The organism is Mesorhizobium amorphae, from assembly GCF_014843845.1.
Lineage (GTDB): Bacteria > Pseudomonadota > Alphaproteobacteria > Rhizobiales > Rhizobiaceae > Mesorhizobium > Mesorhizobium amorphae_A.
Window position 1 is genome coordinate 166,074 of the sequence record NZ_JHQS01000011.1, and the last position, 21,795, is coordinate 187,868.

24 protein-coding genes are annotated in these 21,795 nt (G+C 63.9%); 16 read left to right on the forward strand and 8 right to left on the reverse strand.

Features of this window, described 5'->3' with window-relative positions; genetic code table 11:
* Nucleotides 1-2 precede the first annotated feature (2 nt).
* A complete protein-coding gene (locus tag DH08_RS06055; RefSeq protein WP_192178353.1) occupies nt 3-773 on the reverse strand; it encodes an alpha/beta hydrolase in 771 nt (256 codons plus the stop codon).
* 207 nt (nt 774-980) lie between these two features.
* On the opposite strand from DH08_RS06055, the gene infC reads away from it, so the two are divergent.
* From infC to DH08_RS06095, 8 genes are all read left to right on the forward strand, one after another.
* Nucleotides 981-1,517, forward strand: a complete 537-nt coding sequence (infC, locus tag DH08_RS06060; RefSeq protein WP_081482097.1) for a translation initiation factor IF-3 — start codon at nt 981-983, stop codon at nt 1,515-1,517.
* Nucleotides 1,518-1,677: 160 nt separating this feature from the next.
* Nucleotides 1,678-2,322, forward strand: a complete 645-nt coding sequence (locus tag DH08_RS06065; protein ID WP_192178354.1) for a methyltransferase family protein — start codon at nt 1,678-1,680, stop codon at nt 2,320-2,322.
* A 193-nt stretch (nt 2,323-2,515) separates the two neighbouring features.
* Nucleotides 2,516-2,719, forward strand: coding sequence for a 50S ribosomal protein L35 (rpmI, locus tag DH08_RS06070; protein WP_006201248.1), 204 nt, complete (start codon nt 2,516-2,518; stop codon nt 2,717-2,719).
* Nucleotides 2,720-2,812: 93 nt separating this feature from the next.
* Nucleotides 2,813-3,214 carry a 50S ribosomal protein L20 gene (gene rplT / locus DH08_RS06075; protein ID WP_006201247.1) on the forward strand — a complete coding sequence of 134 codons (402 nt, stop codon included), beginning with the start codon at nt 2,813-2,815 and terminating at the stop codon, nt 3,212-3,214.
* 95 nt (nt 3,215-3,309) lie between these two features.
* Entirely contained in the window at nt 3,310-4,395 is a 1,086-nt protein-coding gene (gene pheS, locus DH08_RS06080) for a phenylalanine--tRNA ligase subunit alpha (protein ID WP_192178355.1), read from the forward strand.
* A complete protein-coding gene (locus tag DH08_RS06085) occupies nt 4,392-4,829 on the forward strand; it encodes a GFA family protein (protein ID WP_192178356.1) in 438 nt (145 codons plus the stop codon). Before pheS ends, DH08_RS06085 begins: the two co-directional genes overlap by 4 nt.
* Nucleotides 4,826-7,234 (forward strand): phenylalanine--tRNA ligase subunit beta, encoded by a 2,409-nt coding sequence (gene pheT, locus DH08_RS06090; protein WP_192178357.1) that lies wholly within the window; start codon nt 4,826-4,828, stop codon nt 7,232-7,234. Before DH08_RS06085 ends, pheT begins: the two co-directional genes overlap by 4 nt.
* Before the next feature lie 39 nt (nt 7,235-7,273).
* The gene (locus DH08_RS06095; protein WP_192178358.1) at nt 7,274-7,876 is read left to right on the forward strand and encodes a nucleotidyltransferase family protein; all 603 of its coding nucleotides are present in this window, start codon (nt 7,274-7,276) and stop codon (nt 7,874-7,876) included.
* 300 nt (nt 7,877-8,176) lie between these two features.
* Here the strand turns inward: DH08_RS06095 and DH08_RS06100 are convergent, their stop codons facing one another.
* Nucleotides 8,177-9,172 carry an aldo/keto reductase gene (locus DH08_RS06100; RefSeq protein ID WP_192178359.1) on the reverse strand — a complete coding sequence of 332 codons (996 nt, stop codon included), beginning with the start codon at nt 9,170-9,172 and terminating at the stop codon, nt 8,177-8,179.
* Between the two features lie 106 nt (nt 9,173-9,278).
* Between DH08_RS06100 and DH08_RS06105 the strand changes: the two genes are divergently transcribed.
* The 5 genes from DH08_RS06105 (at nt 9,279) to DH08_RS06125 (ending at nt 14,184) form a co-directional block, all read left to right on the forward strand.
* The gene (locus tag DH08_RS06105) at nt 9,279-10,169 is read left to right on the forward strand and encodes a LysR family transcriptional regulator (RefSeq protein WP_192178360.1); all 891 of its coding nucleotides are present in this window, start codon (nt 9,279-9,281) and stop codon (nt 10,167-10,169) included.
* A 36-nt stretch (nt 10,170-10,205) separates the two neighbouring features.
* Nucleotides 10,206-10,784: a cytochrome b gene (locus DH08_RS06110; RefSeq protein ID WP_192178386.1), complete on the forward strand. Its 579-nt coding sequence runs from the start codon at nt 10,206-10,208 to the stop codon at nt 10,782-10,784.
* A gap of 66 nt (nt 10,785-10,850) precedes the next feature.
* Nucleotides 10,851-11,426, forward strand: coding sequence for a YceI family protein (locus tag DH08_RS06115; protein ID WP_192178361.1), 576 nt, complete (start codon nt 10,851-10,853; stop codon nt 11,424-11,426).
* An 82-nt stretch (nt 11,427-11,508) separates the two neighbouring features.
* Complete coding sequence (locus DH08_RS06120; RefSeq protein WP_192178362.1) at nt 11,509-12,495, forward strand: Gfo/Idh/MocA family protein; 987 nt, start codon at nt 11,509-11,511, stop codon at nt 12,493-12,495.
* A gap of 30 nt (nt 12,496-12,525) precedes the next feature.
* Nucleotides 12,526-14,184, forward strand: a complete 1,659-nt coding sequence (locus DH08_RS06125; protein ID WP_192178363.1) for an FAD-binding dehydrogenase — start codon at nt 12,526-12,528, stop codon at nt 14,182-14,184.
* A 55-nt stretch (nt 14,185-14,239) separates the two neighbouring features.
* Here DH08_RS06125 and DH08_RS06130 read toward each other — a convergent pair whose 3' ends face one another.
* Together DH08_RS06130 and DH08_RS06135 are read right to left on the reverse strand one after the other, a co-directional pair.
* Nucleotides 14,240-15,136, reverse strand: a complete 897-nt coding sequence (locus DH08_RS06130) for an alpha/beta hydrolase (protein ID WP_192178364.1) — start codon at nt 15,134-15,136, stop codon at nt 14,240-14,242.
* Nucleotides 15,137-15,189: 53 nt separating this feature from the next.
* Nucleotides 15,190-15,555 carry a VOC family protein gene (locus DH08_RS06135; protein ID WP_192178365.1) on the reverse strand — a complete coding sequence of 122 codons (366 nt, stop codon included), beginning with the start codon at nt 15,553-15,555 and terminating at the stop codon, nt 15,190-15,192.
* A 147-nt stretch (nt 15,556-15,702) separates the two neighbouring features.
* Here DH08_RS06135 and DH08_RS06140 point away from each other — a divergent pair, with 147 nt between their 5' ends.
* A complete protein-coding gene (locus DH08_RS06140; RefSeq protein ID WP_210328547.1) occupies nt 15,703-16,023 on the forward strand; it encodes a hypothetical protein in 321 nt (106 codons plus the stop codon).
* 50 nt (nt 16,024-16,073) lie between these two features.
* Nucleotides 16,074-16,958: a sigma-70 family RNA polymerase sigma factor gene (locus tag DH08_RS06145; RefSeq protein ID WP_192178366.1), complete on the forward strand. Its 885-nt coding sequence runs from the start codon at nt 16,074-16,076 to the stop codon at nt 16,956-16,958.
* A 24-nt stretch (nt 16,959-16,982) separates the two neighbouring features.
* Here DH08_RS06145 and DH08_RS06150 read toward each other — a convergent pair whose 3' ends face one another.
* From DH08_RS06150 to DH08_RS36810, 4 genes are all read right to left on the reverse strand, one after another.
* Complete coding sequence (locus DH08_RS06150) at nt 16,983-17,879, reverse strand: diacylglycerol kinase catalytic domain-containing protein (protein ID WP_192178367.1); 897 nt, start codon at nt 17,877-17,879, stop codon at nt 16,983-16,985.
* Nucleotides 17,880-17,890: 11 nt separating this feature from the next.
* Nucleotides 17,891-18,874: an SPFH domain-containing protein gene (locus DH08_RS06155; RefSeq protein WP_192178368.1), complete on the reverse strand. Its 984-nt coding sequence runs from the start codon at nt 18,872-18,874 to the stop codon at nt 17,891-17,893.
* A gap of 20 nt (nt 18,875-18,894) precedes the next feature.
* The gene (locus DH08_RS06160) at nt 18,895-19,617 is read right to left on the reverse strand and encodes an NUDIX hydrolase (RefSeq protein ID WP_192178369.1); all 723 of its coding nucleotides are present in this window, start codon (nt 19,615-19,617) and stop codon (nt 18,895-18,897) included.
* A gap of 77 nt (nt 19,618-19,694) precedes the next feature.
* Nucleotides 19,695-19,817: a hypothetical protein gene (locus tag DH08_RS36810; RefSeq protein ID WP_282595019.1), complete on the reverse strand. Its 123-nt coding sequence runs from the start codon at nt 19,815-19,817 to the stop codon at nt 19,695-19,697.
* Between DH08_RS36810 and DH08_RS06165 the strand changes: the two genes are divergently transcribed.
* Nucleotides 19,800-21,425: an ATP-dependent Clp protease adaptor ClpS gene (locus DH08_RS06165; RefSeq protein WP_246800697.1), complete on the forward strand. Its 1,626-nt coding sequence runs from the start codon at nt 19,800-19,802 to the stop codon at nt 21,423-21,425. The genes DH08_RS36810 and DH08_RS06165 overlap by 18 nt on opposite strands.
* Nucleotides 21,426-21,795 lie beyond the last annotated feature (370 nt).

Sequence of the window (21,795 nt, forward strand, 5' to 3'; positions counted from 1 at the left end):
GCCTACCCTGCTCGCCGCACCATGTCGCCCACTGCCCGCAGCAGCATGTCGAGATCCTGCGGTCGGGACAGGCGGTGGTCGCCATCGGGGATGAGCGATAGCGTCACGTCATCGGCCGGCAGCAAGGTGGCCAGCTTCAGCGCATGGCTCGACGGCACGTCGGCATCGGCCAGGCCCTGCAGGATGTGGACCGGGCAATGGGTGTCGATCGGCCCGGTCATGACAAGGTTCTTCCTGCCGTCCTCGATCAAGGCGCGCGTATAGATGTAAGGCTCGGCCGAATAGTCGGACGGCTCCTCGAAGAACCCCTTCTCAGTGAGATCGCGCTTCTGCGCCTCAGTCAGCACTGGCTCGACCAGCTCGGCGGTGAAATCCGGCGCGGGGGCCAGCAGCACCAGGCCGGCGATGCGGTCGTCACCCGCCTTGTGCAATTCCTGGATCATGCGCAACGCGATCCAGGCGCCCATGGAGGAGCCGACCAGGATCTGCTTGCCCTTGGTGAAGCGACGGAAGACGGCGAGGCTTTGTCCGAGCCATTTCGAGATGGTGCCATCGGCAAAGGCGCCGCCCGATTCGCCATGGCCGGAATAGTCGTGGCGCAGGAAGGCGCGGCCTTCCTTTGCCGTCCACTCAGCCAGCGTCTCGGCCTTGGTGCCCAGCATGTCGGATTTGTAGCCGCCGAGCCAGACGACGCCGGGCGCAGCCCCCGGCGCGCGTCTGACGGCGATATCGGTTCCCTCGACTTCCAGAAACTCAGGCGCAGTGGCGGTCATGGCTTTCCCTCACGCCGGGTCTTTTGGCACAGCCACGCGTTCAACGAAAAGCGGCCTGCAACTTTCTTTGCTTGGTGCAAGCTCGCGATCAGGTGATTTCCTGAGAAGGCTGTGCTATTGACTTGCGCCGCGCGCTCACCACATTGGCGCGTCCTGAACATCCGAACTGAAGAACCCTGAACGAAACGGCTCAAGGAGACCACGACCATTCGCAGACCTTTCAAAGCAGCGGCGCCCACCAAGGATGGGCCGCGCTCCAACCGCGACATCCGGGTTCCCCGGGTCCAGCTTATCGACGCAGAAGGCCAGAACCGCGGCGACGTTTCCATCAACGACGCATTGCTGCTCGCCGAAGAGGCCGGGCTCGATCTGGTCGAGATATCGCCCAATGCGGTACCGCCCGTCGTAAAAATCCTCGATCTCGGCAAGTTGAAATACGCCAACCAGAAGAAGGCGGCCGAGGCGCGCAAGAACCAGAAGGTCATCGAGATCAAGGAGATCAAGATGCGCCCGAACATCGACAGCCACGACTACGAGACCAAGATGAAGGCCGTGCGGCGCTTCTTCGAGGAAGGCGACAAGGTCAAGCTGACGCTGCGCTTCCGTGGCCGCGAGATGGCGCATATGGAACTCGGCATGCAGCTTCTGAACAAGGTCCGCGAGGAAGTGGCGCCGATCGCCAAGGTCGAAGCGGAACCGAAGCTCGAAGGCCGCCAGATGATGATGGTGCTGGCGCCCCGCTGATCACGATCAGTTCAGCGTGGGTCGTCGCGCTTTAAATCCGCCTGAATCATACCCCAGGGCGTCCCGGCGATCGGCGGGACGCCTTATTTTCTTGTCCAAACGCTGCGATTGCCGGCTGGAGCAAGGATTGCTCCGAACCCCTCGACGATCGGATTCCGACATGGTCAATGAAGTGAAGCCTGCCGAGGACTTCAAATATGGACTGGGCAACTACCAGCACACGCGCCGGATGGTGCTTGCGGTGCTCGTCGTCGTCCTGTTCGCGGCGCTGCTGTTCGGGCAGTCGACCTTTCCGCCAGACACCCCGGTGCATGAGTCCATCGAAATGTTCGGCGTGCTGTTGATCTTCCTCGGCGTCGTCGGACGCTTGTGGTCGACGCTCTATATTGGCGGGCGCAAATCCGCCGAGGTGGTGACCGGCGGACCCTATTCGATCACCCGCAACCCACTCTATGTCTTCTCGAGCATCGCCGCCGCCGGCGTCGGCGCACAGATCGGCTCGATCACAGCCACGATCGGCTTTGGGCTGCTCTGCGCCGGCGCCTTCTACATCGTCATCCTGCGCGAGGAGAAATTCCTCAAGGAGGCTCTCGGCGCGCCTTACCAGGCCTATCTGGCGAAGGTGCCGCGCTTCCTGCCGAAGCTTTCGCTTTATGAGGAAGGCGATACCGGCAGCTTCAAGCCGCGCCTGCTGTTGACCACTTTGCTCGACGGCCTGGTGTTCCTGGTGGCGCTGCCCGTCTTCGAAACCATCGATGGCGCGCAGCAGTCGGGCATATTGCCGGTGCTGTTCCGGCTGCCATAACGTCGCATCCCGGCGGGTGTTGCGCGCAAGCCTGCTTTGACGTATAGGACCGCCGTTCCAAGAAAACCGCCCGGCAGGGCATGCCGTGGCGGTTTCATTTGCTTTTCGGGCTTTGGTCGGCCCGAAGCGAACAAAACAAGAGGCGCGGAGTGCCGAAGGCACGACAGGGACCTCATAGAAACGGAGTAGCAAAATGCCCAAGATGAAGACCAAATCGGCCGCCAAGAAGCGGTTCAAGATCACAGGTACGGGTAAAGTCCTGTCGGCTGCGGCCGGCAAGCGTCACGGCATGATCAAGCGTTCCAACAAGTTCATTCGAAATGCCCGCGGCACGATGGTTCTGGCTGAACCGGATGGCAAGAAGGTCATCAAGAATTTTCTGCCGAACGGCCTCTAAGGCATTCGGTCCGGACACGCATTAGTTTTACGCAATTCCGAACGGAAAACCGCTGAGCACTTTTCCTGGAATTGCTTTTAAGGAGATCATGACATGGCACGCGTAAAAAGAGGCGTCACCTCGCACGCCAAGCACAAGAAGGTCCTGAAAGCCGCCAAGGGTTTCTACGGCCGCCGCAAGAACACCATCCGCATCGCCAAGCAGGCGGTGGAAAAGTCCCTGCAGTACGCCTATCGCGACCGCAAGAACCGCAAGCGCTCGTTCCGCGCGCTGTGGATCCAGCGCATCAACGCCGCGACCCACGAGCACGGCCTGACCTATGGCCGCTTCATCGACGGCCTCAACAAGGCCGGCATCGAGATCGACCGCAAGATCCTGTCGGACATGGCCATCCACGAGCCGCAGGCGTTCGCCGCTCTCGTGGCCAAGGCCAAGGTCGCGCTCGAATACCTCAAGAACACCACGCCGAACGCTTTTGAAAGCGCTGTCGCTTAAGACCAGCGCTTCCCAAGCATTCGCAATTCTGATTTGGGGAACCCGCGCTGGCACGGCTGGCGCGGGTTTTTCTTATGCCTAATCGGGTCTGGAACATGAGCGATATGGAAACTCTCGAAAATTCCCTGATGGCCGACATCGCCTCGGCCGCCGACGAGGCGTCGATCGAAGCGGTGCGCGTTTCGGCCCTCGGCAAGAAGGGCTCGGTCTCCGAAATGCTGAAGACGCTGGGCGCGATGAGCGCCGAGGAGCGTCAGGTGAAAGGCCCGGCGATCAACGGCCTGAAGAACCGCGTCACCGAGGCGCTCACGGCGCGCAAGGCCGAACTGAAGGATGTGGCGATCGCCGCCAGGCTCGCCGCCGAGACGGTCGACGTGACGCTGCCGGTGCGCCAGTCGCCGGCCGAGCGCGGCCGCATCCATCCGATCAGCCAGGTCATCGACGAGATCGCGGCGATCTTCGGCGATCTCGGCTTCGCCATTGCCGAAGGCCCGGATATCGAGAGCGACTACTACAATTTCACCGCGCTGAATTTCCCCGAGGGGCATCCGGCGCGCGAGATGCACGACACCTTCTTCTTCCAACCGGACGAGAAGGGCGAGCGCAAGTTGTTGCGCACCCATACCTCGCCGGTGCAGATCCGCACCATGGAGCGGCAGAAGCCGCCGATCCGCATCGTCATCCCCGGCAAAACCTACCGTCAGGATTCCGATGCCACCCATTCGCCGATGTTCCATCAGGTCGAGGGGCTGGTGATCGACAAGTCGGCCAACGTCGCCAACATGAAGTGGGTGCTGGAAGAGTTCTGCAAGGCCTTCTTCGAGGTGCCGAGCGTCAAGATGCGCTTCCGGCCGTCTTTCTTCCCGTTCACCGAACCCAGCCTCGAGGTCGACATCCAATGCGACCGCTCGCGACCGGGCGAAGTGCGCTTCGGCGAAGGCTCCGACTGGATGGAGATCCTCGGCTGCGGCATGGTGCATCCCAATGTGCTGCGCCATGGCGGGCTCGACCCGGACGAGTATCAGGGCTTTGCCTGGGGCATGGGCATCGACCGCATCGCCATGCTGAAATACGGCATGCCGGACCTGCGAGCCTTCTTCGACGCCGACGTGCGCTGGCTGTCGCATTACGGTTTCCGGCCGCTCGACATGCCGACGCTGTTTGGGGGCCTAAGCGCATGACAGCGCCGCACACTGGCGGCTGCCGTTGCGGCGCCGTGCGGTTCGAGGCCTCGGCCGAACCGCACCATGTCAGCTATTGCCATTGCGGCGATTGCCGGCGGGCGAGCGGCGCGCCGGTGTCGGCCTTTGTCGGCTTCCTGACCGACCAGATCGCCTTCACCGGCAAGGCGCTGAAGATGTACGAGAACGGGCCGGTGACGCGCTCGTTCTGCGGCATCTGCGGCTCACCGATCGCCTATGTCGACGAGCGGCTGGAAGACCACATCTACTTCATGCTCGGCGCCATGGACATGCCGGCCTATTTCAGGCCGACGCACCACGCCCATGTGCGCGAGCAGCTCCCCTTCCTGCACATGCCGGACGACTTGCCGAGACACCTGAAGACCAGCGTGCCGAGACCATCATCGTCTAACCCGGACGGAACACAGTCATGAAATTCACCCTCTCCTGGCTCAAGGATCACCTCGAGACCGACGCTTCGCTGACGGAAATCGTCGAGCGGCTGACATCGATCGGCCTCGAAGTCGAACATGTCGACGACAAGGCCGGCCTGAAACCCTTCGTCATCGCCAAGGTGCTGACGGCGGTGCAGCATCCCGATGCCGACCGGCTGCGCGTGCTGACCGTCGACACCGGCGACGGCAAGGCTCCCACTCAGGTCGTCTGCGGTGCGCCGAACGCCCGCGCGGGCCTGATCGGCGCCTTCGCGGCGCCCGGCACCTATGTTCCCGGCATCGATGTGACGCTGACGGTCGGCAAGATCCGCGGCGTCGAGAGCCACGGCATGATGTGCTCGGAGCGCGAGCTGGAACTGTCGGACGAGCATCACGGCATCATCGACCTGCCTGAGGACGCGCCTGTCGGCACCAGCTTCGCCGCTTACGCGCATCTCGACGATCCGGTGATCGAGATCAATTTGACGCCGAACCGGCCGGACGCGACCAGCGTCTACGGCATCGCCCGCGATCTCGCCGCGAGCGGGCTCGGCCGCCTCGTCGGCGGCGCGATCATGCCGCATGCCGGCAGCGGCATGTGCCCGGTGAAGGTGACGATCGAGGCGCCTGAGCTCTGCCCCGGCTTCGCGCTGCGGCTGGTCAAGGGCGTGAAGAACGGCCCGTCGCCGAAATGGCTGCAGCAGCGGCTGATCGCCATCGGGCTCAGGCCGATCAGCGCGCTGGTCGACATCACCAATTACGTCACCTTCGACCGCGGCCGGCCGCTGCATGTGTTCGACGCCAGGAAGGTTGCCGGCAATCTGACCGTGCGGCGGGCGCGCGATGGCGAGAAGGTGCAGGCGCTCGACGATCGCGAGTACACATTGACGCCGGAGATGTGCGTCATAGCCGACGAGGACGGCGTCGAATCGATCGCCGGCATCATGGGCGGCGAGCATTCCGGCTGCGACGAGAACACCACCGACGTGCTGATCGAATCCGCACTTTGGGACCCGATCACCACCGCGCGCACCGGCCGCACACTCGGCATCATCAGCGATGCGCGCTACCGCTTCGAGCGCGGCGTCGACCCGGAATTCATGGTGCCGGGCGTCGAGCTGGCGACGAAACTTGTGCTCGATTTCTGCGGCGGCACGCCGACGGAGATGGAAGTGACCGGTTATAGCGGCCACAAGCCGAAGATCGTTGCCTTCCCACTGTTAGAAGTGAAGCGGCTGACCGGCATCGATGTGCCCAGGGCGGAAAGCCTCGACATCCTTTCGCGCCTCGGCTTCGAGCCGCAGGGCGCGGGCGAGGTCGTCGACGTGAAGGTCCCCTCCTGGAGGCCGGATGTCGACGGCAAGGCCGATTTGGTCGAGGAAGTCATGCGCATCCATGGCGTCGACAACATCGTGCCGCAGCCGCTCGGCTCACACGACGCGGTCAATTCCAAAATCCTGACCACGCTGCAGATCCGCACCCGCACGGCCAAGCGGGCGCTTGCCGTGCGCGGCATGATGGAGGCCGTCACCTGGTCGTTCATCCCCGCCAAACAAGCCGAACTGTTCGGCGGCGGCCAGACCGCGCTGAAGCTCGCCAACCCGATCGCCGCCGACATGTCCGACATGCGGCCTTCGCTGCTGCCCGGTCTGATCGCCGCCGCACAGCGCAATGCCGACAAGGGCATTGGCGACGTAGCGCTGTTCGAGGTTTCGGGCACCTACGAGGGCGATGGCGCCGACCAGCAGCGGCGCGTCGCCGCCGGCGTGCGTCGCGGCACCGCCAAGCTCGACGGCTCCGGCCGCAACTGGGCCGGCAATGCCGGTCCGGTCGGCGTGTTTGACGCCAAGGCCGATGCGATCGCCGCACTCGAAGCCTGCGGCGCGCCGGCCGACCGGCTGCAGATCGAGCCCGGTGGTCCGGCCTGGTACCATCCCGGCCGTTCCGGCACGATCAAGCTCGGGCCAAAGGTCATTTTGGGTACGTTCGGCGAATTCCATCCGAAGACGCTTGAGGCGCTGGATGTTTCCGGGCCGCTGTGCGGCTTCGAAGTTTTCGTCGACGCCGTGCCGGAGCCGAAGGCCAAGCCGACGCGGACCAAGCCGAAGCTGGAGCTCTCCGCCTTCCAGGCGGTGAAGCGCGACTTCGCCTTCGTCGTCGACAGAGGGGTCGAAGCCGGCACGCTGGTGCGCGCGGCTTTGGCCGCCGACAAGAAGCTGATCACCGGCGTCTCGGTGTTCGACATCTTCGAAGGCGCGTCGCTCGGTGCCGCCAAGAAGTCGATCGCCATCGAGGTGGCGATCCAGCCGGTCGAAAAGACTTTGACCGACGAGGATTTCGAGGCGCTGGCCAGGCGCATCGTCGAGAATGTCGGCAAGCAGACGGGCGGCGTGCTTAGGGCCTGAGGGATTGCGGACAGGTGGCGAATCGCTCTCCAAAGGGCGATGGACTATTTGCGCTATGCCGGCCTCTCCTTCGAAGAGCAGCGCGCTGCGTTTCTCGGCATCGTCGCGGCTGAACCGTTGCTTGTCGAAGCGCTGGTGCGGGCACGCCAGCTTGACCTGCCGGACTGGCTGGTGGTGTCCGGCGCGCTCTACAACAGCATCTGGAACCACCTCACCGGCAAGCCGCCGGGCTACGGCATCAAGGATGTCGACCTGTTCTATTTCGATGACAGCGACCTGTCCTACGAGGCCGAGGACGCGGTCATTCGCCGGGCGGCGAAGCATTTCGCGGAGCTGACGCTGCCAGTCGAAGTGCGCAACCAGGCGCGGGTGCATCTGTGGTATCCGGCCAAGTTCGGGCAGCCCTGCCCGCAGTATGCGAGTTCCAGCGAGTCGGTTCGCCATTTCGCTTCGAAGACCCATGCGGTGGGTGTTCGATGCGATGCTGATGGGCAGTTGGAGCTGGTGGCGCCGTTCGGGCTCGACGACATTTTTTCGTTTCGTATCACGCCGAACCGGGCGTTGGACAACCAGCGGACGCATGAGGCGAAGGGTGCGCGGGCGAAGGAGAACTGGCCGGAGATTGCTGTTGTGCCGTGGTAGGATTGCTATGCCTTAACGCTCGGCTCGGTGATGCCGAAGTCGGCGGGACAGCGCCCCCCTCTGTCCTACCGGACATCTCCCCCTCAAGGGGGGGAGATTGGCAACTTCGCCGTCTCGCCTCGCTTTCAGCGTTGAGGATTGGCGAAAGCCGAGATGACGGCCAATCTCCCCCCCTTGAGGGGGAGATGTCCGGCAGGACAGAGGGGGGTGCCTCGCGCCAACGTTCTGGCATTTTTCTGTGCGCGATTTTCGAAAAAAGGAGACGCCGAAGCGCCCCCTTTTCTACTCTACCTATCACGCTCACCCATTCACCAGCGCCAGCAATTCCTCCGTATACCGCTTGCCGACGACCTTGTCGGGTGACAGCGCATCGCCGATGGCTGCAACCTCGGCCTGGGTCAGCTCGATATTCGCCGCCGCCGTGTTCTGCTCCAGATGGCGGATTTTGCGCGCGCCGGGGATCGGCACGATGAAATCGCCTTGGTGCAGCACCCAGGCGAGCGCCAGCTGCGCCGAGGTCACGCCCTTCTTCGCCGCCAGCTTTTCCAGCGTGGCGATGACAGCCGCATTGGCGGCCATGGCGTCGGCCTGGAAGCGGGGCAGCGTGCGGCGCCAATCGTCGTCGCTCAAAGCCTCGGGTTTGGCGATGGTGCCGGTCAGCAGGCCGCGGCCGAGCGGGCTGTAGGGGACGAAGCCGATGCCGAGCTCGCGGCAGACGGCGAACACCTCTTCCTCGGGATCGCGGCTCCACAGCGAATATTCGCTCTGCACGGCCGATATCGGATGAACCGCGTGCGCCCGGCGGATGGTGGCGGCACTGGCCTCCGAGAGACCGAGCGCGCGCACCTTGCCCTCGCGCACCAGCTCGGCCATGGCGCCGACCGTGTCCTCGATCGGCACATTCGGATCGACGCGGTGCTGGTAGTAGAGGTCGATGACATCGGTGCCCAGCCGCTTCAGCGACGCCTCGGCAACCGCCTTGACATGTTCGGGCCGGCTGTCGACGCCGGCCATGCGATCGATGCCGACGCCTTCCTCCAGGATCTTGAAGCCGAATTTGGTGGCGATGGTCAGCCTGTCGCGGAAAGGTTTTAGCGCCCTGCCGAGCAGGATCTCGTTCTCATAGGGACCATAGACTTCCGCCGTGTCGAAGAAGTTGACGCCGAGCTCGACGGCGCGATGCAGCGTGGCGATCGCGTCCTTCTCTTCCTGGCCGCCGTAAACAAAACTCATGCCCATGCAGCCAAGGCCCACCGGGTAGACGTTCAATTCAGTGCCTAGCTTGCGGGTTTGCATCACGCGTCTCCTTTGTTTGCTTGTTTGCGATGCCGGAGAGATAGCGCCTTGCTTCACGTTCGATAATCGGCTCTTGTTTGCACAGGTTGCTCTAAAAGATAGATCAATGAACCGAGCGCACCTTTCACAGCTGGCGGTGCTGGCAACCGTCGCCCAATGCGGCAGCTTTCGCGGCGCGGCCAGGGAGCTGGCTATTGCGCCTTCTGCGGTCAGCCATGCGGTGTCCAGCCTGGAGGCGCGGCTCGGCGTGCGACTGCTAGCGCGCAGCACGCGCAGCGTCGCCCCGACCGAGGAAGGTGCGCAGCTGCTTGAGCGTCTGCGGCCGGCGCTATCGGAGATCGATTTGGCGCTCGAATCGGCCGTCGAGGCGCGCAACCGGCCGGCCGGCAACCTCAGGCTGACCGTGCCACGCACCGCTGCCCATCTGGCGCTGACGCCCCGGCTTAGCGCCTTTGCCCAGGCCTATCCCGACATCGTGCTGGAGATCGTCATCGAGGATCGCTTCACTGACGTGGTCGAAGGCGGCTTCGACGCCGGCGTGCGGCTCGACGAGAGCTTGCAGCGCGACATGATCGCGGTGCGCATAGGGCCCGACATCCGCGGCGCGGTGGTCGGTGCGCCGTCCTATTTCGCGAGCATGCCCAGACCGCGTCACCCGGGTGATCTCGCCGACCATCGCTGCATCCGCTTCCGATTTTCCAGCGGCATCCTCTACCGCTGGGAATTCGAGAAGGAGGGCGAGGAGATCGAGATCGCCGCTCAAGGCCCGCTGATCCTCGACGAGGATCATCTGATCGCCCAGGCGGCGATCGACGGCGCCGGTCTTGCCTTCGTGTTCGAAGACTATGTTCGCGATGCCATCGGCGACGGCAAGCTGATCCGCGTGCTGGAGGACTGGTGCCCGACCTTCGACGGCTTCTTCGTCTATTATCCGAGCCGGCGGCAGATGCGACCGGCATTGCGCGCCTTCGTCGACTTCTTCAAGGTGAGTGGTTGACCGGACGAAAGCCGGCCCAGCAATCGTTGAATGGCCATGGCGACAATGATCACCAACAACACGAACCGCTATGGCTGGGCGGCGATCGCGCTGCATTGGCTGATCGCGTTGATCTTCATCGGCCAGTTCGCGCTCGGCTTCATCATGGTGCGGATCGAGAGCCAGCGCACGGCCTTCGAGCTGATCCAGCTGCACAAGTCCTTCGGCTTTCTGCTGCTCGGCCTGGTGACCCTGCGCATCGCCTGGCGCCTCGGCAATGCGGCGCCGGCGCTGCCGCGGTCGGTCGGGGCCTTGGAGCGCCGGGCGGCGCCGCTCGCGCATTTCGCGCTCTACGCGTTTCAGCTCGCCTTGCCGCTTTCCGGCTGGGCGCTGGTCTCGGTCTCGATGCTGGAAATCCCCAGCATGCCGTTCAACCTGTTCGTCATGCCGAATTTGCCGCTTGCCATGTCGGACGCGGCGGAGAGCTTCTGGACGGAAGCGCACTGGTATCTTGCCTATGCCGGCATCGCTCTTGTCGTTCTGCATGCGCTGGCTGCGCTGCGGCATCATTTCTGGTTGCGCGACAGCGTGCTCGTTCGCATGATCACACCTTCGTCAGATCAAGAGATGGAATAGGACGGGCGGCTGATACGTTCATGGGGCGAGGACGCAGACAGTGCGTGTCTCCAGAAGGAAAAAACCATGTATGCGCGCATCCTCGGATTGGCGGCTATTGCCGCTTGCCTTGCCATGCCTGTTTTCGCCGCGGTGGCGCTGAGCGACGCCGCCGGCAGCTATACGATCAGCCCGGCGGGTTCGAGCATCCGCTTCACCATCGGCAAGGCCGGCGGCGGCGGCTTCGACGGCGCCTTCGCCCGTTTCAAGGGCACGATCCGCATCGACAACAGCGATGTCGGGCGCTCCGCTGTCAATCTCACCATCTATCCGGAAAGCGTCGGCACCGGCCAGAACCGCATCGATGCGTTCCTGCGCTCCGACGCGGTGTTCGACGCGGCCAACAGCCCGGAAATCCAGTTCCGCTCGACAAGCGTCAAGCGCACCAGCGACACGACGGCTTTGGTCACCGGCCAGCTGACGGCGCGCGGCAAGACATTTGCCGAAAAATTCACCGCCGAACTCGGCGGCCTCAAGGGTGGAACGATCAAATTCCACGTCACCGGCAAGGTGCTCAGATCGCGCTACGGCATGGATGTCGGCACGCCGATCTATTCCAACGTCGTCAACTTCGACATGACGCTGACCGGCAAAAGGGGCTGAACGCTTTCTGGTTCCTCGCATTGGCTTTTCCATCGATTTCGGGCAAACCTCGACGCCTGCAATCAAGAGATGGAGAAGCCGCATGTTCCGATGGGGTGTTTTGTCGACGGCCAAGATCGGCCGCGAGCAATTGTTGCCGGCGATCGTCGAGGCGGAGAACGGCGTGCTGTCGGCGATCGCCAGCCGCGACCTGTCGAAGGCGCGTGCGCTGGCCGACCGTTTCGGCGCGCCGCATGCCTTCGGCTCCTATGAAGAGCTGCTGGCTTCCAAGGACATCGACGGCGTCTATATCCCGCTGCCGACCTCGCAGCATGTCGAATGGACGGCCAAAGCGATCGAGGCCGGCAAGCATGTGCTGGTCGAAAAGCCGCTGGCGCTCGACGCCAAGGACATCGCTCCGCTGATCAAGCTGCGCGACGCCAAAAAAGTCCTGGTGTGCGAAGCCTTCATGGTCACCTACCACCCGCAATGGATCAAGGTGCGCGACCTTATCGCTGGCGGCGCCATCGGCCGGCTGCGCCATGTGCAGGGCGCGTTCTCCTACTACAATGTCGACCCCAAGAACATGCGCAACCAGCTCGATCTCGGCGGCGGCGCGCTGCCCGACATCGGCGTCTATCCGACGGTTTCGACGCGCTTTTCGACCGGCAAGGAGCCGTTGCGCGTGCAGGCGACGATCGAGCGCGACAAGATTTTCGGCACCGACATCTACTCCTCGATCCGTGCCGATTTCGGCGACTTCGAACTGTCCTTCTATTTGTCGACGCAGATGGCGGCCCGGCAGGTGATGGTGTTCCACGGCGAGAACGGTTTCATCGAGGTGTTCTCGCCGTTCAATGCCGGGCTTTACGACCATCACCGCATCGAGCTGCACAACCAGAACCACACGGAAGCCCAAGTGTTCCGCTTCCCCGGCACGCAGCAGTACCGGCTGGAGGTCGAGACCTTTGCCCGTGCGGCCCAGGGCGGCAAAGAGCGCGTCTTCACGCTGGAGGAATCGGTGCTCAACCAGAAGGTCATCGACGCCATCTTCCGTGCCGGCGACAAGGACGGCTGGGAGAACGTCTGATACTTTTCTAAAGCCTGGGGGGAGAGAAAGATGGCTGACGATGCGGATGTGATCATTGTCGGGGCGGGGCTGGCCGGCCTCGTCGCGGCGGCGGAACTGGCGGAGACCGGCAAGAAAACCATCATCGTCGACCAGGAGCCGGAGCAGTCGCTGGGTGGCCAGGCGTTCTGGTCGTTCGGCGGCCTCTTCCTCGTCGATTCGCCGGAACAGCGGCGCATGCGCATCCGCGATTCGCATGATCTGGCGCTTGAGGACTGGATGGGCACGGCGGCCTTCGACCGGCCGGAGGATTTCTGGCCGCGCAAATGGGCCGAGGCCTATGTCGGCTTCGCCGCCGGTGAAAAGCGCTCCTGGCTGATGCAGCGTGGCATAAAATTCTTTCCGGTCGTCGGCTGGGCCGAGCGCGGCGGTGGTAATGCGATCGGCCACGGCAATTCGGTGCCGCGCTTCCACATCACCTGGGGCACCGGCCCCGGCGTGCTCGAACCTTTTGTCCAGCGCGTGCGCGAGGCCGAGAAGCGCGGGTTGATAAGCTTCAGGTTCCGCCACCGCGTCAACGAGCTGACGCGGTCGGGCAAGACGGTGACCGGCGTGCGCGGCGATATCCTCGAGCCAAGCACTATCGAGCGCGGCCGCAAGAGTTCGCGCGAGATTTCAGGCGATTTCGAGCTCAGGGCGCAGGCGGTGATCGTCGCCTCCGGCGGCATCGGCGCCAATCCCGAGCTGGTGCGCAAGAACTGGCCGCAGCGGCTGGGCACGCCGCCAAGGCGCATGATCACCGGCGTGCCCGACCATGTCGACGGCCGCATGCTCGGGATCACGGAGGCGGCCGGCGGCTCGATCATCAACCGCGACCGCATGTGGCACTATGTCGAGGGGATAAAAAACTGGGCGCCGATGTGGACCGACCATGCCATCCGCATCCTGCCCGGCCCGTCCTCGCTGTGGCTCGACGCGCGCGGCAAGCGCCTGCCGGTGCCGCTCTATCCCGGCTTCGATACGCTGGGTACGCTCAGCCACATCATAAGCACCGGCTTCGACTATTCCTGGTTCATCCTGACCAAGAAAATCATCCAGAAGGAGTTCGCCCTGTCGGGCTCCGAGCAGAACCCGGACCTGACGAACAAGAGCTGGCGGCAGGTGCTGGGGCGCGCGACATCAGGCATTCCGGGTCCGGTCAAGGCGTTCATGGAAAAGGGCGAGGACTTTATCGTCGAGGCCGAATTGCCAACGCTGGTCGCGCGCATGAACAAGCTGGCCGGCGGCGAGCCCTTGCTCGACGTCGCCAAGGTCGAGCGCGAGATCCGCGCCCGTGACCTGCAGCTCGACAACCCCTTCTCGAAGGACATGCAGATCACGGCGCTGCGCGGCGCGCGCGCCTATCTCGGCGACAGACTGATCCGCACGGCCAAGCCGCACAAGATGCTCGATCCGGCAAACGGGCCGCTGATCGCGGTGCGCCTCAACATCCTCACGCGCAAGACGCTGGGCGGCCTGCAGACCGACCTCGACAGCCGTGTTCTCGGCGCCGACGGCCAGCCGGTCGAAGGGCTTTATGCAGTCGGTGAAGCCGCCGGCTTCGGCGGCGGCGGCGTGCATGGATATGCCGCGCTTGAAGGCACCTTCCTCGGCGGCTGTATTTTCTCGGGCCGCAGCGCGGGGCGAGCCGCCGCCGCGGCGGTCGGGTGAACGGAAACGGCGCCCGCACGCGGACGCCGTTGTCTCTCTGGAATTACGAGCGAGGCTATGCCTTGGCTCCCGCACCGCTGAGCGCCAGGTGCAAGGTCTCCGCGAACCGGTCGGGGTAAGGGGCAAATCCCATATGGTCGCCGGGAAAGGCGACCCGCCTGGTGCCAAGCTTGTCGGCCAATGCCTTGCCCATGCCATCGATCGGTTGGCCGACGGAGTCTTCGCCGATGCCGATCACGACAGGGGCGCCACGCAGCGCGTCGACGTCGGGGTGGTAGAGCGACAGCGGCATGATACCGTGCGCCAGCCAGTATTCGAAATTGCCGCTCACCCGGGCAAAGGTTTCGGCCGCCTCCGGCGTCGAGGCAAACTGCGGCGCCGCCGGCTGTTCGGTGTCTTCCTGCCCGGCCCCGTCGTGATCCGGTCCCTCGGACAGGCCATTTTCGCTGAAGAATTTCTGCATCGCCGCCTCGACGCCGTGACTGCGATAGGTGTCGTGCAGCTCGCGCATGCCGGCCACGGCTTGCGACGGGTCGTCGAGCATCATCATGCTCGGCGGCTCATGTGCCACCAGCACACGCACACGCCCAGGATGGCGGGCGGCGAGGTTGAGCCCGATCTGGGCGCCGCCGCTGGTGCCGAACACATAGGCCGGGCCGACGCCGAGCGCCTCGATCAGCCGTGCGGCATCGTCACCGTGGACATCGAGGCTCTGCGCCTCGGCCTGCCCGTCGAACGTGCTGCGCGAATTGCCACGCGGGTCGTAGGCGACCACCGTGTAGCGGTCGGCGAGGTGGCGCGCGACATCGGCGAAGACGCCGGCGTCCTGCGGCCCGCCGGGGATGATCAGCAGCACCGGGCCGGAACCACGCGTCTCGTAGTAGAGGCTAGCGCCCGGTACTTTCAGCGTCGACGCGGTGATGCCGTTGCGGGTCGTGTCCTGATAATTCATGGCAATATCTCCTCTGGGTTCAAAAAAAGGATGCTCGGCAGCGATGGCTTCGCCTATCTGCTGGCAAGGACCATGCGGTTGCCTTCGCTGTCGCGGAATTCGGCGACTGTGCGGCCCGGCTGCCACGGTGCTTCCTGCGGCTCGCTGACGATCTCGACGCCACGCGCCTTCAGGGCCGCGGTCGTCTGTTCGACATTGTCGTCGACCAGGACCAGCACCGGTTCCGTGCTTGGCGCTGCGTTCGCCCGCCTGACGAAATGCAGGTTGGTGACCGCATGGGGAAATGCCAGCTCGATCCAACGCCAGCCACTGTCGCCCATCGACTGGTCAGCTATGAGCTGGCAGGCAAGGTGACCGGTGTAGAACGCCTTGGCGCGGTCCTGGTCGAACACGGGAAGTTCGGCAAACTGGATATGCATGATGTCTCTCCTCATCACAGAGACCGCGGCGCGGCCTCGACCGATGAAAGACGACGGAGGCGATCGAAAAGATTCGCAGGATGCCGAGAATCTTTTTGGCGATGCGCAACGTCTTTCTCGTGCAGACCCCCCAATCAGGAGACAACAATGGGCTACAATCTCATCCGCTACGGCGTGAAAGACGCCAGCATCGCCGACAACCGGGCGCTGGTGGCGAAGGTGTTCGAGGCGCTCGACGAAACGAAGCCGCAATCCGTGCGCTACCTGGTGCTGGAGCTGGAGACTGGCGAGTTCGTCCATCTCGTCGGCCAGGACAAGGACAGTTCCGCTCTTACCGGGCTCGATGCCTTCAAGGCGTTCAGCGCCGACCATGCAGAGCGGCGCTCCGGGCCACTCAGCAGATCGGCGGCAAAAATCGTCGGCAACTATCGTATGCTGACGGATGCCGATGAGGTCATGCCGGCCTGACCACGGGTGCCGGTATGGCGTCTGGACCAGCCACGCGGAGAACGAGGACAATGAGCACACAAAAACTCGACCGCGCGACACTGGAGGCGATGCTTGCTGGACTGCGCCCAAAGCTGCATCGCTACTGCGCCCGCATGTCGGGTTCGGTGATCGACGGCGAGGACATCGTGCAGGAGACGATGCTAAAGGCGCTGCAGGCGCTCGACGGCAACGCCGTGGTCGAACGTCCCGAGCAATGGCTGTTTCGCATCGCCCACAATGCCGCGCAGGACCATCTGCGCCGGCGCCAGCGGGAGCGGTCGCGCATGACCGAGGCCGACATGACGACGATAGAGGATCCTTCCGCCGGTGCCGACGCAAGGCTCGCCGCTGCAGCCAGCCTGCGCAGCTTCATGCAGCTTTCGGTGGCGCAGCGCAGCGCCGTGATCCTCGTCGATGTGCTCGGCCTCAGCCTCTCCGAGACCTGCGAGGTGACGGGCGCGACGCTGGCTGCCACCAAGGCGGCGCTGCATCGCGGCCGGGGCGAGTTGAGAGCGCTGGCATCGGAGGAGACGGTCATGCCGAGGCTCGATGCCGACGACGAGCGGCGCCTGCGCCGCTATGTCGACCTGTTCAACGCGCGCGACTTCGATGCGGTCAGGGCGCTGATCGCCGAGGATATCCAGCTTGAGGTCGTCAACCGCACCCGCCTCAGCGGCAAGGCGCAGGCCTCGACTTATTTCGGCAATTACGACCGCGCCAGTGACTGGGCGTTGTCGCTGGCCTTTGTCGAAGGCCAGCCGGCGGTTCTGATCCGTGATCCGCAGTCGCCTGACGGCGCGGTGCGCGGCTTCATGCTGGTCGAGTGGCTGGACGAGCAAGTGATCGCGATCCGCGATTTCCGCTACGCGCCCTATTGCGTCGTCGATGCGGATATCCGCCCGATCGAAGATTAGATGGTTGCCCTGGGAGGGTTCTCCTCACTGGTCGACGACAAGACGCAGCACTCGGGAGGCCGGCAACAGTCGCACACGCCTGCCCCAGTCAAAGGCAATAAAGTCCTGCTCGATGCCGTCTGCGAAAATCACGCCGCCTTCATTCATCCGGGATGTGATCAGAAGAGGCCTTTCGGTGATCTTTCCGGCGCGCAGCCTTGTGGCCGTGGCCACGCTTGGAAAGGGCTCGCGCACCCAGAAGCCGACCGCGTGCTCCTCACGGCCAAGCTCCAGATCGAGATGCGTTGCGTCCATGATCGAGCGGGCCCAGCCGGTCGCGCCGGTGCCGGAGGCGATGATGAGACCGCTGGAGGAATGATCCTCCGCTTCGCCCTCGGCCTCGATCCGGTAACGGGCCGACTGGTGGCTGCGGTGGCCGACAAAGATTTCATTGAGCGCGAAAAGCGTTTCCCCGCCGTCGAGCTCGGCCTCGACCATGGTTCGGGATTCCACGCCTGCATCGCCAGCGATGCTGGCGGCCAGCAACCTGGCCAGCCTGCCGACGCCGATCCTTACCAGGACCCCGTCATAGAGATCCGGTGCCGGATTGACGCCGAGGACCGGCTGCCCATCGAGATATTTGGCCACATTGGCAACCAGCCCATCCTGCCCCACCGGCACCACGACGTCGTCCGCGGCGAAGAGGAACCGGTCAAGGTCGGCACGCCGAACCAAAGCCTGCCGCCAGTCCGCGGGCACCGAGCCCCGAGCCGCCGCCAGGACCGCGTGGAAGGCATGGTGGCGCGCCTCGATATCCTCGATGCGCTGGCCGCGCGTCTGCAGGAAGAAGCGAGCCTGATCGCGCGTGGCGTGGCGCGCGACCAGAAGCTCGTAGTCGGTCTCACGCGTCACGAAGACGGCGCGGGGACGGTTCACCGCCATTTTCGCCCCCTTCAGCGGGCATCGACGAGTGCCGGGCCCTTGCGGAATTCGCCAAGCACGGTGGCGAGCAGGTCCGGCGTCACATTCACATGCTCTATCTTCTCCAGCTTGCCGGCGAGCTGCTGGGCGGCGAGGCCGAGCAGGATGGCCGGCGGCAGGTCGCGGTAGATCGCGATGCGCAGCCGCTCCGCTTCGGCCCTGGCGCCCTCGACGACGCGGATACGCTCGGCTTCGGCCGCCGCCTCCACCTGCTGCGCTTCCGCCACGCCGGTGGCGCGGTTGCGGGCATTCTCGGCCTCTTCGGCGATCAAGAGCTTCTCGCGCCGCGCCAGTTCCGTTCGGGTGGCCAGTTCGTTCTCGGCAATGGCGCGCTCCTTCTCGACGGCGAGTGCCCGCCGCTCGAAGGTCGCCTGGTCGGCCTTCTGCTGCAGCGCCTCGAAGGTCGGCGTCTGCAAGGCGCGATCGAGCTCGCTTGTCGGAACGAGGTTGGTGAGCCGTACCGTGACGGCGGCGACGCCGATATCCGTCAGCGCCGGATCGGCGGCAACCACCGCCTGCAGCCGCTCGCGCAAGGGCGCGGGGCCGGCATCGAGCAGTCCGCGCACCGGCGCCTGCCCCAGATATTGCTGCACCGCCTGATTGGCGATGCCGGCAATGCGCGCCTGTATCGTCTCGATCGGCTCGCCATGCGTTCTGCCGGTTCTCAGGTCGATGCTGAAATCGACGCGTTCGGCCAGTCGTTGCGGATCGACGACGTGCCAGCCGACCGTGCCCTGCACGGTGACGGTCTGGAAGTCCTGGCTGCGGCCCTTGACGAACAGCGTCATCTCGCGGTCGTCCATCGGCACTTCGGCAATGCTGGCGGTTTCAGGCGCGAACCAAAAGACCAGGCCCCGGCCGTTTTGCATCACGCGACCGTTGCGATAGCGGATGATGTGGCTGCTTGCCTCGCTGCGAAGCTGGGCGATGAAGCCAAGGTTGCGGATCGTAGCCATGATGGTTTCTCCTCAATCGGTTACGGACGTTGAAAACGGTAAAGCTCTGCCGGGCGATAGGCCGTGCCTGCCTCATGGGCGCCCGTGGCAGCAAGCCAGCCTTTGTCGAGCAGGCGGCGGCGGAAGGCCGGCTTGTTGAGCGACGTGCCGAGAATTGCCTCATGCACATCCTGCAACTGGCGCAGCGTGAACAATTCGGGCAGGAGCGCGAAGCCGACATCCGAATAGTCGAGCTTGCCACGCAGCCGCAGCACCGCCGTCGCCAGGATATCGGCATGGTCGAAGGCGAGCGTCAGCGCCCCGTTTTCCGGCGACACAACGCTTACAGGGCCGCCGGCCTCGCCGGACCACGGCACCTGGATCGCGGCCGGCAGCAGGGCAGGCATCGCCTGCAGCGCGGCGTCGAAGGCCGTCTCAGTGAGCAGCGCGAGATAGGCGACGCTGATGATGCGCATGCGCGGATCACGATCAACCGCACCGAACGAGTAGAGCTGCTCGAGGTAAGCGTGGCCGATCCCGGCCTTCTGGCGGAGCACCCGCTCGGCAGCGGCGTCAAGCGTCTCGTCAATGCCGACGAAGCCGCCCGGGAGCGCCCACTGGCCCTGATACGGCTGCTGATCGCGCTTGAGCAACAGGACGGCAGGCTTTCCATTCCGCACCCCCAGCAGGACCAGGTCGACTGTCACCGACGGCCGCTGGAACGCGTTCGGGTCGTAACCCCTGAGGAAATCCGTCTCGTCCATTGGTGCGCTCTCACTCTAATATGCAAGTTACATATATCTTGTGTGCATATATGTCAGCAAGGCACGCGATGGAAGGATCAAGTCGTTAACAATTCATGCAAGGTGGCGCAGATATTGTTGGTCAGCAGCAGCCCGAGAAGTGAGCCATCCCATTGCGCAATACTCCCGCCGAGGCAGTCGATTTGCAGCTTGTCATTCACAATGACGACCAGACTCCGTGGGAGTTTGTCGTCGATCTCGTTCGCTCTGTCTTCGACCGATCGGAAGCGGAGGCCGAGGCCTTCGCCGCGACAGTGGCGCAGCAGGGAGAGGCTGTGTGCGGCAGCTATCCTTTCGCAATCGCGAAAGCGATGCTGGACACAGCGCAGCAGCGCATCAAAGCAGCCGGTCACCCGCTTCGTATCACCACCGCTCCCAGTGGAACCGTAAACACGACCACCGCCGGCCATCCGGCGCGGGCTTCGCGCGACAAAAAGTTCAAATATGCCTATGAGGCAATCGCCTGGCATTTTGGTGGGCTGGCGCACGACGAGATCATCGCAACCTCCCGCCAGTTTCCCGGCCATATGCGCGCCGACGTGCAGGTAGCGCTCGACAAACTGTTCTCAAACTCGCCTGTTCGCTTCTTCGGCCTCTACGAGCAACATCGCTACGAGACGCTGACCTATGCCGCGCTGACAAAGGACGGACAGTTCGCCGTCACCATCTCGGCAGCGCAATACCAAGATGTCGATATCGGCGAAAGCGAGCCAATAAAGTGTCTCAGCAATGGTTTGTGGCTCAATCGGGGTGGAGATCTGCACTACGCGGTCGTGCTGTCCTTTCACCGTGAGTACGGTCACGAGGCCGGAACCTGCGTCGAGATTGCCGTGCCGGCCGGCGAGGGTGGCGTGGCCCTGGTGGACCGCTGTTTCTCCGAGTTGGAGGCCGCTATCAATGCCGCGCGCTCCTACCGCGGCAAAGTTCTCTCACTCGAAACGGAAGGTGACTATCGCGGCCGGTCCAAAGGCGTGATGGTCCATCGCTTGCCGCAAGTGCGGCGCGACGCGATCATCCTGCCGGAACGGACTCTGAAGCTTCTCGACCGCAACGTGATCCGGTTCATCGAGAGCCGGGAAGCGCTGAGACAGCTTGGGCAATCGACGCGCAAGGGCATCTTGCTCTACGGCCCGCCGGGCACCGGCAAGACGCACACCATTCGCCACCTCGCCGCCAATCTCCCTGGTCATACGACACTCATCATAACAGCCGGCCAGATGGGCCTACTGTCGCAATACATGACCCTGGCGCGCCTGCTGCAGCCGGCTACGGTGGTGATTGAGGACGTGGACCTCATTGCCCGCGACCGAGAGAATATGGGGAGTCCGTGCGAAGAGTCTCTCCTCAACACCCTACTCAACGAGATGGACGGGCTAAAGGACAATGCCGACATCCTGTTCATCCTTACCACCAACCGGCCCGAACAACTTGAAGGTGCTCTCACAGGGAGGCCGGGACGTATCGACCAGGCTATCGAGGTGCCGCTGCCGGACGACGACTGCCGGGAGAAGCTGGTGCGCCTGTATGGCGGCGGGCTAAAACTTTCCGACAAGATCGTGGGCGAGGCTGTGGCGCGCACGAAGGGCGTCAGCGCAGCCTTCATCAAGGAGCTTATGCGCCGCACCGCGCAAACGAGCATCATGCATGGCGATGGCGAGGCTGTGACCTCCAAAGACCTGGCCGAAGCCCTGGACGACATGCTGTTCACCGGCGGCCGGCTAAACGTGAAGCTGCTTGGCGGAGCAACCGAGGAGCCATCAAGTTGCTGAGCCGGTGTCGAATTGCGGGCAGGCAACACCGACCTGTTCGTTGACTTGGTGGAACGACGGAGTTCGAACCGATGGTAAAATGGCGCGCCAGCGTGAATGAAAGTGATACCTACGTCTCCGCTGGAGCACTCTGATATTGCTGCCGTCGGTCCTCGAACGCCTCCGTCGACCATCGGGGGCTCGCCAAGGCTACTACGACCGTTCGCGGCGGCTGGAGCAATTCCAGGAAAAGTGTGCAACGGTTTTCCGTCCGGAATTGCGCAAAAACAAAGAGTTAGAGCGGTTCAGCGATTCTATCTATCGCTGAACCGCTCTAGGCTGAATCGACATTCATCGCATCCATAACATGGCGCAGGCGAGTTGGATGAAG

Bases quoted from the DNA above. Each gene is read 5' to 3' on its own strand.
- DH08_RS06160 (WP_192178369.1), bottom strand. From the start codon at position 19,617: ATGGACGAGACGGATTTCCTCAGGGGTTACGACCCGAACGCGTTCCAG.
- DH08_RS06155 (WP_192178368.1), bottom strand. From the start codon at position 18,874: ATGGCTACGATCCGCAACCTTGGCTTCATCGCCCAGCTTCGCAGCGAG.
- DH08_RS06100 (WP_192178359.1), bottom strand. From the start codon at position 9,172: ATGCAAACCCGCAAGCTAGGCACTGAATTGAACGTCTACCCGGTGGGC.
- DH08_RS06055 (WP_192178353.1), bottom strand. From the start codon at position 773: ATGACCGCCACTGCGCCTGAGTTTCTGGAAGTCGAGGGAACCGATATC.
- DH08_RS06145 (WP_192178366.1), top strand. From the start codon at position 16,074: ATGAGCACACAAAAACTCGACCGCGCGACACTGGAGGCGATGCTTGCT.
- DH08_RS06115 (WP_192178361.1), top strand. From the start codon at position 10,851: ATGTATGCGCGCATCCTCGGATTGGCGGCTATTGCCGCTTGCCTTGCC.
- DH08_RS06125 (WP_192178363.1), top strand. From the start codon at position 12,526: ATGGCTGACGATGCGGATGTGATCATTGTCGGGGCGGGGCTGGCCGGC.
- DH08_RS06140 (WP_210328547.1), top strand. From the start codon at position 15,703: ATGGGCTACAATCTCATCCGCTACGGCGTGAAAGACGCCAGCATCGCC.
- rplT (WP_006201247.1), top strand. From the start codon at position 2,813: ATGGCACGCGTAAAAAGAGGCGTCACCTCGCACGCCAAGCACAAGAAG.
- pheT (WP_192178357.1), top strand. From the start codon at position 4,826: ATGAAATTCACCCTCTCCTGGCTCAAGGATCACCTCGAGACCGACGCT.
- DH08_RS06120 (WP_192178362.1), top strand. From the start codon at position 11,509: ATGTTCCGATGGGGTGTTTTGTCGACGGCCAAGATCGGCCGCGAGCAA.
- DH08_RS06065 (WP_192178354.1), top strand. From the start codon at position 1,678: ATGGTCAATGAAGTGAAGCCTGCCGAGGACTTCAAATATGGACTGGGC.
- DH08_RS06135 (WP_192178365.1), bottom strand. From the start codon at position 15,555: ATGCATATCCAGTTTGCCGAACTTCCCGTGTTCGACCAGGACCGCGCC.
- DH08_RS06095 (WP_192178358.1), top strand. From the start codon at position 7,274: ATGGACTATTTGCGCTATGCCGGCCTCTCCTTCGAAGAGCAGCGCGCT.
- DH08_RS06085 (WP_192178356.1), top strand. From the start codon at position 4,392: ATGACAGCGCCGCACACTGGCGGCTGCCGTTGCGGCGCCGTGCGGTTC.
- DH08_RS06150 (WP_192178367.1), bottom strand. From the start codon at position 17,879: ATGGCGGTGAACCGTCCCCGCGCCGTCTTCGTGACGCGTGAGACCGAC.
- rpmI (WP_006201248.1), top strand. From the start codon at position 2,516: ATGCCCAAGATGAAGACCAAATCGGCCGCCAAGAAGCGGTTCAAGATC.
- DH08_RS06110 (WP_192178386.1), top strand. From the start codon at position 10,206: ATGGCGACAATGATCACCAACAACACGAACCGCTATGGCTGGGCGGCG.
- pheS (WP_192178355.1), top strand. From the start codon at position 3,310: ATGAGCGATATGGAAACTCTCGAAAATTCCCTGATGGCCGACATCGCC.
- DH08_RS06130 (WP_192178364.1), bottom strand. From the start codon at position 15,136: ATGAATTATCAGGACACGACCCGCAACGGCATCACCGCGTCGACGCTG.
- DH08_RS06105 (WP_192178360.1), top strand. From the start codon at position 9,279: ATGAACCGAGCGCACCTTTCACAGCTGGCGGTGCTGGCAACCGTCGCC.